This window comes from Terrabacter sp. Soil810 (assembly GCF_001429645.1).
Classification (GTDB): Bacteria; Actinomycetota; Actinomycetes; order Actinomycetales; family Dermatophilaceae; genus Terrabacter.
The window spans coordinates 58078-71118 of sequence record NZ_LMSW01000012.1 but is presented as its reverse complement, the minus strand read 5'-3'; the positions used below and the strand labels follow the sequence as shown (position 1 = coordinate 71118).

Below are 13041 nucleotides of genomic sequence, written 5' to 3'. Positions count from 1 at the left end.
ACGGTCACGAATCGGCCAACAAGGCCTTGTGTTTACGTCAATAAATGGGACATTTGGGACGATCGCCGTCTTCCACCCAGGAGTGACTCTCGTGCGCCTCATCCCCACCTCGTTCACCGTCGTCGCGCTCAGCGCCACGTTCATGGTCGTTCCCACCGTGACCTCGGGTGCCACGCCCCGACCGGTCTCACCGGTCGTCCACGACGTCGCGATCCCCGCCGTGGCCGGCGTCGGCGCGGGCACCGCGAAACGCTCCACCACGGCGTCCGGCACCGGTGCCGACGCGGTCGACCGCCACGGCGCCGGTGACCCCGTCGTCGCCACGAAGCAGGTGCAGGGCGTCGACTTCGACCTCGCCGGTGTCACCTTCGACTCGGCACCGCCCGCCGGGACCCACGTCGAGGTGCGGACCCACGGCGAGAGCGGATGGTCGGGCTGGACCGACCTCGAGCTCGACGGGGACGGTCCGGACCCGGGCTCCGCCGACGCGCGCCACGCCCGCCCCGGCACCGAGGCCGTCGCCGCGGCCGGCTCGGACGGCCTCGACGTCCGCGTGACGACCCCTGACGGCACCCTCCCCCGCGGCCTTCGGGCCAGCCTCGTCGACGGAGGACGCTCGAGCGCAGACGACGCCCTGGCCACGCCCGCGGGCTCGGCCGTCGCCGCCGTCACGCGACCGACGATCATCTCTCGCGCGGAGTGGGGCGCCGACGAGAGCCTGCGCACCTGCGACGCCGAACGTCTTCCCGGGTTCAAGGCCGTCGTGGTGCACCACACGGTCAACTCCAACACCTACACGGCCGACCAGGCGCCCGCGATCATCCGCTCGATCTACTCGTACCACACGCAGAGCCAGGGCTGGTGCGACATCGGCTACCAGATCCTCGTCGACCGCTTCGGTCGGGCCTACGAGGGCCGCAAGGGCAGCCCGGACGGCTTCGTCCAGGGGGCCCAGGCGGGCGGTTTCAACGCCGAGACGACCGGCATCTCCGTCATCGGGGACTTCACGTCCGTCCCCTTCCCGGCCGCCACCCAGAGCACGGTGACGAAGCTCGTCGCGTGGGAGGCCGACCGGTCCCTCTTCGACCCGACGAGCTCGGTCACCCTCACCTCCGCGGGCAACTCGAAGTTCGACCCGGGCGAGAGGGTGACCCTGCCGCGCACCATCGGGCACCGGGACCTCAGCCTGACCGGCTGCCCCGGCGACACGGCATACGCCCAGCAGCTGCCGGCCATCCGCAGCGGCGCCGGCACGATCTGGCGCGACGGGCAGTGGGACCCCCAGCCGGCCGTCCCCGCCCTCGAGACGTACGCCCGCCCGGCCTCCTCGACGTTCGCCCTCTCGGGTCGCGGCTTCGGCCACGGCGTCGGGCTGTCGCAGTGGGGTGCCTACGGCGCGGCGACGAAGGCCCTGACGTGGCAGCAGATCGTCGGTTTCTACTACCCCGGCACGACGCGCACCGCCCAGGGGGACCCGACGCTGCGCGTCTGGCTCTCCGCCGTCGGCACGTCCGGCACCCAGTTCTCGAACGTCAGCGGCATGGTCGTCTCGGACGGCAAGCGGCAGTCCACCCTCCCGAGCACCTATCGATGGCGCATCGTTCCGGAGGGCTCGGCCGTGACGCTGCAGGCGAACTCGGGCGCCGGCTGGTTCGTCGTGACGACCTGGCGGGGGTCGACGCTGCCGCTCACGGTCAGCCGTCCCTCCACGTCCTCGGTCCGGGTCCTGCTGCCGAGCGGCACCCAGCGCGAGTACGCCGGGTCGGTGCGGGTCGTGCCCGTCTCCGGCAAGGCGTATGCCGTCAACCTCGTCGGCTCCGAGCGCTACACCCGCGCCGTGGTGCCCGTCGAGATGTCGGCGAGCTGGCCCGCAGCGGCCCTGTCGGCGCAGGCGGTCGCCGCCCGCACGTATGCCGCGCACTCTCGCGCAGCGGCCGGCTCGCGCGTCTACGACATCTGCGACGTGTCGTGCCAGGCGTACAACGGCATCGCGGACTACAGCTCGGCGGGCACCCTGGTCCGCCGGTACGAGGACACGCGGTCGACGAACGCCACGACCGCGACGGCCGGCAACGTCCTGACCTACGGCGGCAAGCCGGCCTACACGCAGTACTCCGCGTCCAACGGCGGCCGCACGGTCAGTGGCGGCACGGCCTACCTCCCGGCGAAGACGGACCCCTATGACGGCGCCGTGGTCTCGGCGTCCAACCCGAGCGCCTGGACGACCTCGCTCACGGCGGCGTCGGTCGAGAAGGCCTTCCCCACCGTCGGCACCCTGCGCACCATCGCCGTCGGCTCCCGCACCGGCGGTGGCGGCACGGGGACGTGGGGCGGACGCGTCGCCTCCGTCACGGTCGCCGGATCCGCCGGCACGAGCACGGTGAGCGGCGACACGTTCCGGACCCGGCTCGGCCTGCGCAGCACGTGGTGGACCGTGACCTCTGCCCCGGTCCGGTCCGTCCCGATCTCGCCGCGCGACGTCACCGGCGAGAGGCTCCCCGACGTCATCCTGCCGTCCGGATCGACCCTGAAGACCGTCAGCTACACCGGGTCGATGGCCTTCACGACGAAGCAGATCCTGTCTGCCGGCTTCAGCGGGATGCGTGCGGCGGCGGCTGTCGGCCCGTGGAGCCAGGACAGCCTCGGCGACGTCGTCGCCATCGACGCAGCCGGCACGGCCTGGTACTACCCCGGCCTGGGCAGGAGCGGTCTCAACGCGGGCCGCTACCAGCTCGCGACCGGGTGGGGTTCGGTGAACCTCGTGGTGCCCGTGGGTGACTGGGACGGCGACGGCAAGACCGACATCGCCGCGCGGACGACCGACGGGCGACTCGTCCTGCACCGTGGCGACGGTACGGGACGCATCGTGTCGAGCACGACGATCGGCACCGGGTGGGGCGGCCTCCGCCAGGTGACCTCCGGCGAGTACGACGGTGACGGCCGGCGCGACCTCGTCGCGGTGCGGGCCACGGACGGCGCGCTCGTGCTCTACCCGGGCAACGGCACCGGCGGCTTCCGCCCCGCCGTCGACATCGGCGCCTCGGGCTGGAACGCGATGAGCGCGGTCCGCGGCATCGGTGACCTCACCGGCGACGGCCGCGACGACCTCCTGGCCCGGCGCGCGAGCGACGGGAAGCTGCTCGTCTACCGCGTCCAGGCAGCAGCTCGCCTGACGGCGCCGCTCGCGGCGGGGACGTACGCGTCCACGGTGGCCTGGGGGCAGTAGGCCGGCGACGGCGGAGGCCCGGGCGGGAGTCAGCCCAGGCTGGCGATGTGCTCGATGAGACCCGTGGTCGAGACCGACGGGGTGCGCGGCAGGTAGACGACCTCGCAGACGTCGCCGACCCAGTCGAACTTGCCGGCCCAGTCGTCGCCCATGACGAGGACGTCCGCGCCGTGCTCGACGATGTAGTCGCGCTTGAGCTCGAGCGACTCCTCGACGAAGACCTCGTCGACGACCTTGAGCGCCGAGATGATCTCGAGACGCTCGTCCTGGTTGAAGACCGGCGGTCGGCCCTTCTTCGCGATGTTGAGGGCGTCAGCCGAGACCCCGACGACGAGGCGGTCGCCGAGCTCGGCGGCACGCTGGAGCACTCGGACGTGGCCGACGTGGAAGACGTCGAAGGTCCCGAAGGTGATGACGGTCCGGTTGCTCACTCTTCTCCTAGGGCAGGGTGGACGGGGCGGGCGACCCACCTCGTCGTCAGCGAGGGTACCGGTCCGCCTGCTCAGCGACGAGCCGCGGCGGACTCGGTGGCGCGGACGGCCTGGGCGAGCGTCGTCTGGGCGAGACCGCTGCCGTCGCTGACGGGTCCCCCGTCCGTGACAGCGGCAGCGAGGGCCCCGGCCTCGAGAGCGGCGAGCACGACGCCTGCAGGACGAGGAGCGGTGTCGCTCGCGACGACGGTGGCTCCGGCGGCCTGGGCCTCCCGGACGATGACCGAGTCGCCGTCCCAGCTCGTCGGGCGCAGGAAGGTGCCGACGCGGGACAGGACGGCCGACACCTGGTCCGGCGGCGAGTCGAAGGCCACGGAGATCCACGGCTCGGTCTCGGCGAGCCGGCGCAGGGCGTCGACCTCCGGGGTGTCGTTGCCGTACGCGAGGACGGTGAGCGTCGCGTCGGGCCACCGCTCGCGCACGAGGCGCGTGGTCTCGATCCCGAGCAGCGCGTTGTAGTGGGCCAGCCCGGCGTTCGTCGCGAGGGCCAGCGCGTGCGCCTCACGCTCGTAGGGGCTCGGCACCGGCGCCGCCGACGAGTCGAAGGGCGTCACGACCGTGATGCGCGCGCGCAGTGCCGCGGGGAGGATGGCCCCGATCTCGTCGTTGACGGCCCAGATCTCGTCGTACGCGTAGAGCGCGAGCACCAGCGCACGCCGGCGCCACGCGGTCATCCGCTCGACCTGCCCGCTCGTCGATCCCGAGTGCAGCACGAGCACCGTGCGTCCGGGCAGCAGCGCGAACGCCGGGGCGAGCAGCATGGCCCGCCACAGGCGCGTCAGGTGGAGCAGGTGCAGCGAGCGGCGGCCGAGCCGCGGCAGCATCGCCGCCGCGCGTCGCGCCGACCCCGTGTCGACGTAGGACACCGGGATGCCCTCGGCCCGCAGGACGGCCGTCAGCTGCGCGTGGCTCGTGCGCACGCCGCCGACCTCGCCGTGCTCCTGGGCCCACTGCAGCACCGGCAGCGGCGCCGGCCGCGCGAGGGGCGCCTCGTCGCCGGTCATCAGTCGAGCCTCGAGCTGGACAGCACGCCCAGCAGGTGACCCCCGGCCGTGAAGACGATGAGCGGCACCATGGCGACGACGAGGACCTGCGTGCCGAGCAGGTCGCCGTGGACGGCGTCGACGACGGCCGCGACGAGCGCAAGGATCGAGGCCTCGACGGCGACGAACGCCCGGAAGACGGGGACGTAGTCGAAGGCGCCACGCAGCCGGGCCATCCCCGACGCCTTGGGGCGAGCCGTGCCCTCGACGTCCTCGAGCGGCGGGCGACCGGTCTTGGCCCGGGCCACGTGGACGAGGTCGGTGAAGGCCTTGTTGAGCAGGACGCCGAGGGCGACGAGCATGCCGAGCGCCGTCCAGCCGCCGACGTCGCCGGGCGCGGACAGGCTCCAGCCGTCGGCGCGCAGGCCGATCGCGACGGGGATCGCCCCCTCGGTGACGTAGTGCCCGATGCGGTCGAGGTAGATGCCGGCGGGCGAGAACCGCTGCCGCCACCGGGCCACCTCGCCGTCGGAGCAGTCGAGCAGGATCTGCAGCTGCATGGCGACGACCGCGACGATCGGCCCGACGATGCCGCCGAACGGGATGGCGAGGGCCCCGAGCAGACCGGTGACGATCATCAGCCACGTGACGCCGTTGGGCGAGATGTGCGTCGGCAGCAGCGCCCGCGTGGCATAGATCGACAGGTGACGGATGTAGAGCGCGCCGGCCCAGTGCTCCGCGTTGTAGCGGGCGATGTGCTCGGGCGGCTGCGCGACGGCCTTGAGCTCGGCGATGCTCGGGCGGTCGTTCGTCGGGTCGTGCGTCACGAGGAGCCATCCTGCCGTGTCGAACCGTCCACTGCCGCATCGGTGGCCCGACCGGCGGGGGCCGACCCGATGACCGCGCGCCACCCGCGGGCGGACTCGGCGGCATACGCCACGATGAGCAGGACCGCGCCGACGAGCAGCGGCGCGGCCGGACGGTCGGTGAAGCCGCCGATCAGCGCGAGGACGACGACGCGCCCCTCGACGCCGAGGGTGGCGCGCACGAGGGCGTGCGGCGTGCCGCTGCCCGTCTCGCGCAGGCGGTAGACGTTGTCGTAGACGTGCCAGCAGACCGCGGCGAGCCAGGCGTAGGCGGCCGCACCGGCAGCCGGGTCACGCCCCGCGGCCAGGAGCAGGGCCGCCGCCTCGACGGCGACGAGCAACCCCGGCACCTGCCAGGCGAACCGCCCGCGACCGGTCGGTCGCGGCACCACGGCGAGGTCGACGAGGTGCGGCAGCGTCGGGTCCGGGTGGTCGGCGCGGAAACGGTCGCGTCGCGTCGCGGCCTTGCCGAGACGCCCCACCTGGGTCCACGCGAACGCGACGGCCGACGCGATCCCGAGCGCCCACAGGAGGAAGGCGGGGCTGTAGACGAGGAGGCCGACCGACATGACGAGGTAGCGCTCGGCGATCGGCAGATGCAGCACCTGCTTGATGTCGCGGACGACGCGGGCGCGGCCCGTCGGTGCGGCCGGCACGACGGTGCGGGCCCCCTGCGCTCCCCCGTCGCCGGGCACGTCGAGGGGACGGGACGCGAGCGGCCGGGTCGACAGGGCCCGGTGACGCATGGCGTAGGCGAAGTCCTCGGCATGTCGGGCTGCGAGCAGTGCCAGCACGACGATGGCGAGCCACCACAGGTCGTCGCCGCGCCGAGCCGCGACCCACGCGACCGCAGCCACCAGCGTGAACTCCTTGATGCGGTCGCTGACCGCGTCGAGCCACCCACCGAGCGGGCTGTAGCGGCGGGTGAACCGGGCGATCTCGCCGTCGACGCAGTCGACGACGAGCGAGGCCTGGAGCAGGACGGCAGCCAGGACCCACGTCCAGCGCGTGTCGACGGCGGCGAGGGCGCACGCCGCGAGACCGAGGAGGAGGCTGGCGAAGGTCACGACGTTGGGCGTCCAGCCACGACCGAGGCCGTATGCCGTGAGGCGGCGTGAGAGCGGACGGATCGCGTGCGTCGAGAAGACTCCGTCGTTGCCGCGCGACGCCGCCCGCAGACGCTGTTGCCAGGCGGAGCCTGCCGCGCCCTGGCGCTGCTCGTGACCACGCTCGACGGTGACGTGGGCGAGCGGCACGGCCACGACCGGGACGACGGCGTCGCGCACCACGGCGAGCAGGGCCAGGTCGAAGGCCTGCATGCCCGGCTCCCGGGCCGACTCGCTCGTCGCTGCCGCCCGAAGGACCTCGGCCACGCGGACGCGGTCGGCCGCGGCGACGCGGAGGATGCCGGCGGCATACGTGGTCGGGTCGCTGGCGACGTGGCGCACCGTGCCGACCGAGGTGATGCGTCGCGACACCGGGTCGACGCGAGCCGGGGCGAACCCGCCCGGCGTCTCGTCGGACCCGTCGCCGCGCAGGTCGGTGACCGGGCCGTCGACGACCGCAGCCGCGGTCACGTCACGAGGGCCGTCGAGGACGTCGAGGAGTGCGACGGGACTGATCCGCAGGTCGTGGCTGACGAGGACGAGCGGGGCGCCGGAGGTCCGTCCCGCGGTGTCCACGGTGTCCACGGCGTCCGCTGCGTCCGCGGCTGCCCGCAGGGTCGCCGAGACGTCGTGTCCGTCCCCCACGCCGGCCCGGTGGGCGAGCGCGAAGGGCTCGAGCGACTCGAGCAGGTCCGTCGCCGCGTCGCCGCCGAGCACGACGACGTCGCCACCGGACGACCGGCCGTGCACGGCCCGGGCACGAGCGTCGCCGACGAGCGGGCGCTCGTCGAGCCTCACGAAGCGGCGTCCGCGTCGGCGTCGGCGTTGTACTGGGCGATCACCTCGTCGATGGGGCCGTCGCCCTTGAGCTCGCCCGAGGACAGGTAGAGGCCTCGCTCGGCGAAACGGCGCAGGTCGTGCTCGCTGTGCGACACGAGGAAGAGCGTCTTGCCGCCCGAGAGCATGTTCTCCATGCGCTCGTAGCACTTCTCACGGAAGGCGCGGTCGCCGACCGCGAGGACCTCGTCGACGAGGACGACGGGCTGGTCGAGCGTCGTGATGAGCGCGAAGGCGATGCGCACCTGCATGCCGGAGGAGAAGTGACGGAACGGCATGTCCATGCCGGCCTGCACCTGGGGTCCGGCGAAGTCGAAGATCTCGTCGAAGCGCGCGTCGATCTGCTCCTTGGTCAGGCCGTGCAGACCCGCCGCGAGGTAGACGTTCTCGCGCGCCGTGAGCTCGCCGAGGAAGCCACCGGTCAGCTCGATGAGCGGCGCCACCCTGCCGCGCACCTTGGCGTGGCCCTCGTCGGGGAGCATGACGCCGGCGATCATCCGCAGGAGCGTGCTCTTGCCGCTGCCGTTGCCGCCGACGAGACCGACGGCCTCGCCCTTGGCGACGTCGAAGGAGATGTTCCGCAGCGCCCAAAAGGTGTCGCTGGGGGCGCTGTTCTGCCGCTTGAGCACCATCTCGCGCAGCGACATGCGCCGACGACGGGAGCGGTAGAACTCGATCCCGAGGTTGCGCACCTCGATCACCGGCTTGGCCATCAGATCTCCTTCAGCACGGCGGGCTCGAGCCGCTTGAACACGACGGACCCCACGAGCAGCAGCACGATTGTGAGCACCACGGCCGAGGCGACCGACAGGAGGTTCATCTCACCCTTGAAGAAGCCGGACCGGAACAGCTCGAGGATGCCGCTCATCGGGTTGAGCGCGAGCAGGGTCTGCAGCACGGGCGGAGCCATGTCGGCGCTGTAGAGCACGGGAGTGGCGTAGAAGCCGAGGCGCAGCACGATGCGGACGACGCGAGCCATGTCGTTCACGAGCACGGTCACGGGGGCGAGGATCATGCCGATGCCCACGGACAGCAGGAAGGTGAGCACGAGGGACACCGGGATGAGCACGATGGTCCAGTGCAGCTTGGTCTGCCCGGTGATCATGTAGAAGATCGTGAAGGCGGCGATGACCGGGAGCGTGAGCACGAACTCGACGCCCTTGGCGAGGACGACCCGCACCACCCAGAGCTCACGCGGCAGGTTCGCGGACCGTACGAGGCGTGCCTCGGACAGCAGCGCCCGGGACGTCTCCGACATGTTCTGGGCGAACCACTGCCACAGGAACAGACCGGTCACGAGGTGGAGGAAGTAGGGCTGGTGACCCGCTTGTCGCGCTGTGAAGATGAGGGTGAAGACGACGAAGTAGACCAGCGCCATGAGCAGCGGGTCGAGCACCGTCCACACCCAGCCGAGCACGCTGCCGGCATACCGGACGCGCAGGTCGCGTTCCACGAGGGTGCGTAGCACCTGACGGTTGGCCATCAGGCCACGGAACTGGGACACGCCGATCATGCGCGCAGACCACCTTCTCCTTCGTGCTGTCTCGAGGCCTCTGCATCCAGGGCCGGGCTGGGCGGTCCCCCACCCGATCCTCGCCGAAGTCTAGGGGTGCTCGCCGTGTGCCGCGTTCGCGGTCGGTCCGGGGCCGGCCCGGACCGCTGTCAGGCTCGGTTCACCGTCCGGGCGAGCCGAGCCTCGATGAGATCGGTCGACGCACGCACGAAACGCTGCGTCGCAGCACCCGGGCTGGTGTCGCCGAAGTAGTGCCGCACGACCTCGGCGCGGCTGGCGTCGGACGCCGACATCGCGTCGTCGAGGATGCCCACGATCTCGCGCGCCTGGTCGGCCGTCACCATGGGCACGCTCGTGTTGAGCCGGGTCGGCTCGACGTCGGCACGCGGGCTCGCCGGGCGCGTCAGCACGAGCGGCTTGCCCGTGGCGAGCCAGTCCAGGGCGACGGCGGAGATGTCGGTGATGCACGTGTCGAGCCGGCCCAGGTGCCAGCCGAACGCGGTCTCGGTGTCGACGACGTGCCCGGCGGTCGGGTCGGCGTGGTTGGCCTCCCCGACGAGGCGGGCCAGGTGCGAGGACGCCGTGCCGTATGCCGGGTCGAAGCTCCCGGACCTCGGGTGCGGTCGGTAGACGACCCGGAACCTGCGGTCGGCCAGCAGGCTCGTCAGCAGGGACGCGCCGTGCGTGGCGATGGAGCCGTAGGCCATGCTCTGGCGGTCGCCCTCCCACGTCGGGGCGTAGAGCACCGTGGTGCGCCCGTCGTCGGGCAGCTGCGGCGCCTCGTAGGTGACGTCCGCCTGGGGCCGGCCGATCTCGACCGCGCGCGCCGCGACGTCGAACTCCACGAGCGCGCCGCTCAGGCGCTCGGCCGCGGCCGGCCCGGCGATGAACACCCGGTCGTAGGCCTTGAGCTGGTTGGAGGCCATGTAGGACTTGTCGCTCTCGCCGTGGCTCACGAACACGTGGGCCGGCTCGGCGAAGCGGAGCATCTGGAAGTTGCGGACGTTCTGGTTGACGTAGAGCACGAGCCCGATCTCGTGCCCCGCCATGAACGTCTCGATGTCGGTCACGCGCGGGCCGTGCACGACCGGGAGCGGGCACTCGTCGAGCAGCAGGCTCGTCGTCTCGGGCATGCGCGAGATGACGACGACGGGCTGGGTCTTCGCCAGCTCCTGGAGCGGGGCGTACCACTGCCGGATCTGGTAGAGGTTGACCGGTTCGTCGGAGAAGTAGACCGCGCAGCGGAACGGCGCGTCCGACCCGGGCTCGAGGCCGGTGCGCTCGAGGCGCTGGGACAGCTTGCGCTTGGCGACCTGACGCCGCACCGTCTGCTGGGCCAGCTGCGTCAGCAGCCTTGCTTGGTCGAGCACAGTCGAGGTCCCTTTCCGATGCGGTGTGTGTGAGGTCGGGCGATGTGGCGGCCGCGTGGGCGGTGAGCCACGTTCAGCGCTTGAGGCGGCCCGGACTCGTCAGGAACCCTATGCCCCACGACCAGTGCATCGTCGCCAGGACGAGCGGAGTCACGGCACGGGTCGCCGGGGCCTCCCCCTTGCTGATGGCAACGCCACCCGCCGTCACGCCCGCGGCGTACGCGGCCGGGACCAACCAGGCGGGCGCCCACACGAAACCGGCGATCGTGGCCACGGTGGTGACGCCGACCATCGTCGGGGGTGCGAGGTAGCGGGGGTTGATGGTGCCCTCGTGGTGTCGCGCGACGACGCGGCGCCACCGGCCGTAGTGGAAGTACTGCTTGGCCAGGGCCTTGACCGACGCGCGGGGGCGGTAGGTAACCTTGAGCTCCGGCGTGAACCACACCTTGCCCCCGGTCTCGCGGATGCGGTGGTTCATCTCCCAGTCCTGGGCGCGGGCGAAGTGCGGGTCGTAGCCGCCCACCCGCTCGAGAGCCGCGCGACGGAAGACACCGAGGTAGACGGTGTCGGCGTCGCCGGCCTCGCCCCCCGTGTGGAACCGCGCACTGCCGACACCGAGCGGGCTGCGCATCGCGCACGCCACGGCGCGCTCGAAGGTCGAGGTGCCCCGGGCATCCATGACCCCGCCGACGTTGTCGGCGCCGACCCTGAGCAGCTCGGCCACGGCGACGCTGATGTAGTCGTCGGGGATCTCGGCGTGGCCGTCGACGCGGACGATGACCTCGCCCGTGCTGGCGCCGATCGCGGCGTTGAGCGCATCGGGCGTGCGGCCGCTCGGGTTGGCGACCACGCGCACACGGGCGTCGGCCTCGGCGAGGTCTTCGGCGACCTCGTCGGTCCGGTCCGTCGACGGCCCGAGAGCGAGGACGACCTCGAGCGGTCCGGTGTAGTCCTGCGCGAGGATCATCGCGACGGCGTCGCGAAGGTGCCTCTCCTCGTTGAGGATCGGCATGATGACGCTGACCGCGGGCTCGGGGTCCGGATGGAGGTCAGGAGTCAGGTCCACGGGCGTCCTTCTCGTCGTCGGGTCTCACGGCTCGATGGCCCGGCCTCCCCGCGCGAGCGGCGCCCAGCCTACTTGAGGACCTGGCGGGCCATGACCAGGCGCTGGACCTGGTTGGTGCCCTCGTAGATCTGCGTGATCTTCGCATCGCGCATCATCCGCTCGAGCGGGAAGTCACGGGTGTAGCCCGCGCCACCGAGCAGCTGGACCGCGTCGGTGGTGATCTTCATCGCCACGTCGGAGGCGTAGCACTTGGCCGCCGCGCCGAAGAACGTGAGGTCCTTGTCGCCGCGCTCGGACTTGGCCGCCGCGACGTAGACCATCTGGCGTGCGACCTCGAGCTCCATCGCCATGTCGGCGAGCATGAACTGGATGCCCTCGAAGTCGGCGATGCGCTTGCCGAACTGCTTGCGGTCCTTGACGTAGGCGACGGCCTGGTCGAGCGCGCCCTGGGCGATGCCGACGGCCTGGGCCCCGATGGTGACGCGCGTGTGGTCGAGGGTGCGCAACGCGATCTTGAGGCCGTCGCCCACCTGACCGACGACGCGGTCGCCCGGGATCCGGACGTCGTCGAAGATCAGCTCACGCGTGGGGCTGCCCTTGATGCCGAGCTTGCGCTCCTTCTCCCCGAAGGTGAAGCCCTCGTCGGACTTCTCGACCACGAAGGCCGTGACGTTGGCACCCCGGGGCCCGTCCGGGTCGGTGACGGCGAGAACCGTGTAGTACTCCGACACGCCGGCGTTGGTGATCCACGACTTCTGGCCGTTGAGCACCCAGTCGTCACCGTCCTGACGGGCCCGGCACTTCATCGACGCCGTGTCGGAGCCGGCCTCACGCTCGGACAGGCCGTAGGAGAAGGTCGTCTCGCCCTTGGCGAGCGGTGGCAGGTAGCGGGCCTTGACGTCATCGCTGCCGTCGAGGATGAGCGGGAGCGATCCGAGCTTGTTGACGGCCGGGATGAGCGAGGCGGAGGCGTCCACGCGGGCGACCTCCTCGATGACGATGCACGTCGCGAGCGCGTCGGCGCCCACGCCGTCGTACTCCTCGGGCACGTGCGGCGCAAAGAAGTCGGAGGCGACGAGGGCGTCGTGCGCTTCCTGGGGGTAGCGCGCCTCTTCGTCGACGGCGGCGGCGTACGGGGCGATCTTGTCCTCGGCGACCGCGCGGACGGCCTCCCTCAGGGCCTCGTGGTCCTCGCTGGTCCGGAACAGGTCGAAGTCGGCATTCGTGCTCACGAAGCGTAATCCTACTCGCGAGTTCGGTTTAGTAGGACGTCCTAGTGATTCACGCCACGCCACCCCGTGGCGACCATGCGCTNTGGGTCGTCCTCGGATCGGGTGAGCGCTGCTGGTGTGGCAGGTTGCTCGGGCGGTGATTGTGGGTGTGGGTGTCGTGGTGGTGGGGGCTCGAGGCCGTCGCGCCAGTTCTTGGGGTGGGTGGTGTAGGTGCGGCCGGTGAGGGTGGTCCATTCAAGGCCGTCATCGAGACTGTCGTCTGGGCCGTCGTCGGGGACTGGTCGCGAGGTCCAGATGCCGTCGGTCTTGGTGTTGTGGTGCCAGCGGTGTTTGGCGTGGAGGTTGCCGACG

10 protein-coding genes are annotated in these 13041 nt (G+C 71.8%); 1 reads left to right on the top strand and 9 read right to left on the bottom strand.

Features of this window, described 5'->3' with window-relative positions; genetic code table 11:
- Window positions 1–91 precede the first annotated feature (91 nt).
- Window positions 92–3226: a SpoIID/LytB domain-containing protein gene (locus tag ASG96_RS15175; protein ID WP_056759582.1), complete on the top strand. Its 3135-nt coding sequence runs from the start codon at window positions 92–94 to the stop codon at window positions 3224–3226.
- A gap of 29 nt (window positions 3227–3255) precedes the next feature.
- On the opposite strand, the gene ASG96_RS15170 is transcribed toward ASG96_RS15175, so the two are convergent.
- The 9 genes from ASG96_RS15170 to ASG96_RS15130 form a co-directional block, all read right to left on the bottom strand.
- On the bottom strand, window positions 3256–3657 hold the full coding sequence (locus tag ASG96_RS15170) for an adenylyltransferase/cytidyltransferase family protein (RefSeq protein ID WP_056759584.1): 402 nt from the start codon (window positions 3655–3657) through the stop codon (window positions 3256–3258).
- 71 nt (window positions 3658–3728) lie between these two features.
- Window positions 3729–4721, bottom strand: coding sequence for a glycosyltransferase family 1 protein (locus ASG96_RS15165; RefSeq protein ID WP_056759585.1), 993 nt, complete (start codon window positions 4719–4721; stop codon window positions 3729–3731).
- Complete coding sequence (locus tag ASG96_RS15160) at window positions 4721–5527, bottom strand: CDP-alcohol phosphatidyltransferase family protein (protein ID WP_057588487.1); 807 nt, start codon at window positions 5525–5527, stop codon at window positions 4721–4723. Before ASG96_RS15160 ends, ASG96_RS15165 begins: the two co-directional genes overlap by 1 nt.
- On the bottom strand, window positions 5524–7470 hold the full coding sequence (locus ASG96_RS15155) for a DUF5941 domain-containing protein (protein ID WP_057588486.1): 1947 nt from the start codon (window positions 7468–7470) through the stop codon (window positions 5524–5526). The genes ASG96_RS15160 and ASG96_RS15155 overlap by 4 nt, the downstream gene beginning before the upstream one ends.
- A complete protein-coding gene (locus ASG96_RS15150) occupies window positions 7467–8222 on the bottom strand; it encodes an ABC transporter ATP-binding protein (RefSeq protein ID WP_056759591.1) in 756 nt (251 codons plus the stop codon). Before ASG96_RS15150 ends, ASG96_RS15155 begins: the two co-directional genes overlap by 4 nt.
- On the bottom strand, window positions 8222–9022 hold the full coding sequence (locus ASG96_RS15145) for an ABC transporter permease (RefSeq protein WP_056759592.1): 801 nt from the start codon (window positions 9020–9022) through the stop codon (window positions 8222–8224). The genes ASG96_RS15150 and ASG96_RS15145 overlap by 1 nt, the downstream gene beginning before the upstream one ends.
- Before the next feature lie 149 nt (window positions 9023–9171).
- Complete coding sequence (locus ASG96_RS15140) at window positions 9172–10392, bottom strand: CDP-glycerol glycerophosphotransferase family protein (RefSeq protein WP_057588485.1); 1221 nt, start codon at window positions 10390–10392, stop codon at window positions 9172–9174.
- 73 nt (window positions 10393–10465) lie between these two features.
- Window positions 10466–11458 (bottom strand): glycosyltransferase family 2 protein, encoded by a 993-nt coding sequence (locus tag ASG96_RS15135; protein ID WP_082588833.1) that lies wholly within the window; start codon window positions 11456–11458, stop codon window positions 10466–10468.
- Between the two features lie 68 nt (window positions 11459–11526).
- Complete coding sequence (locus ASG96_RS15130; protein ID WP_056759594.1) at window positions 11527–12690, bottom strand: acyl-CoA dehydrogenase family protein; 1164 nt, start codon at window positions 12688–12690, stop codon at window positions 11527–11529.
- Window positions 12691–13041 lie beyond the last annotated feature (351 nt).

Bases quoted from the DNA above. Each gene is read 5' to 3' on its own strand.
- ASG96_RS15165 (WP_056759585.1), bottom strand. From the start codon at position 4,721: ATGACCGGCGACGAGGCGCCCCTCGCGCGGCCGGCGCCGCTGCCGGTG.
- ASG96_RS15145 (WP_056759592.1), bottom strand. From the start codon at position 9,022: ATGATCGGCGTGTCCCAGTTCCGTGGCCTGATGGCCAACCGTCAGGTG.
- ASG96_RS15150 (WP_056759591.1), bottom strand. From the start codon at position 8,222: ATGGCCAAGCCGGTGATCGAGGTGCGCAACCTCGGGATCGAGTTCTAC.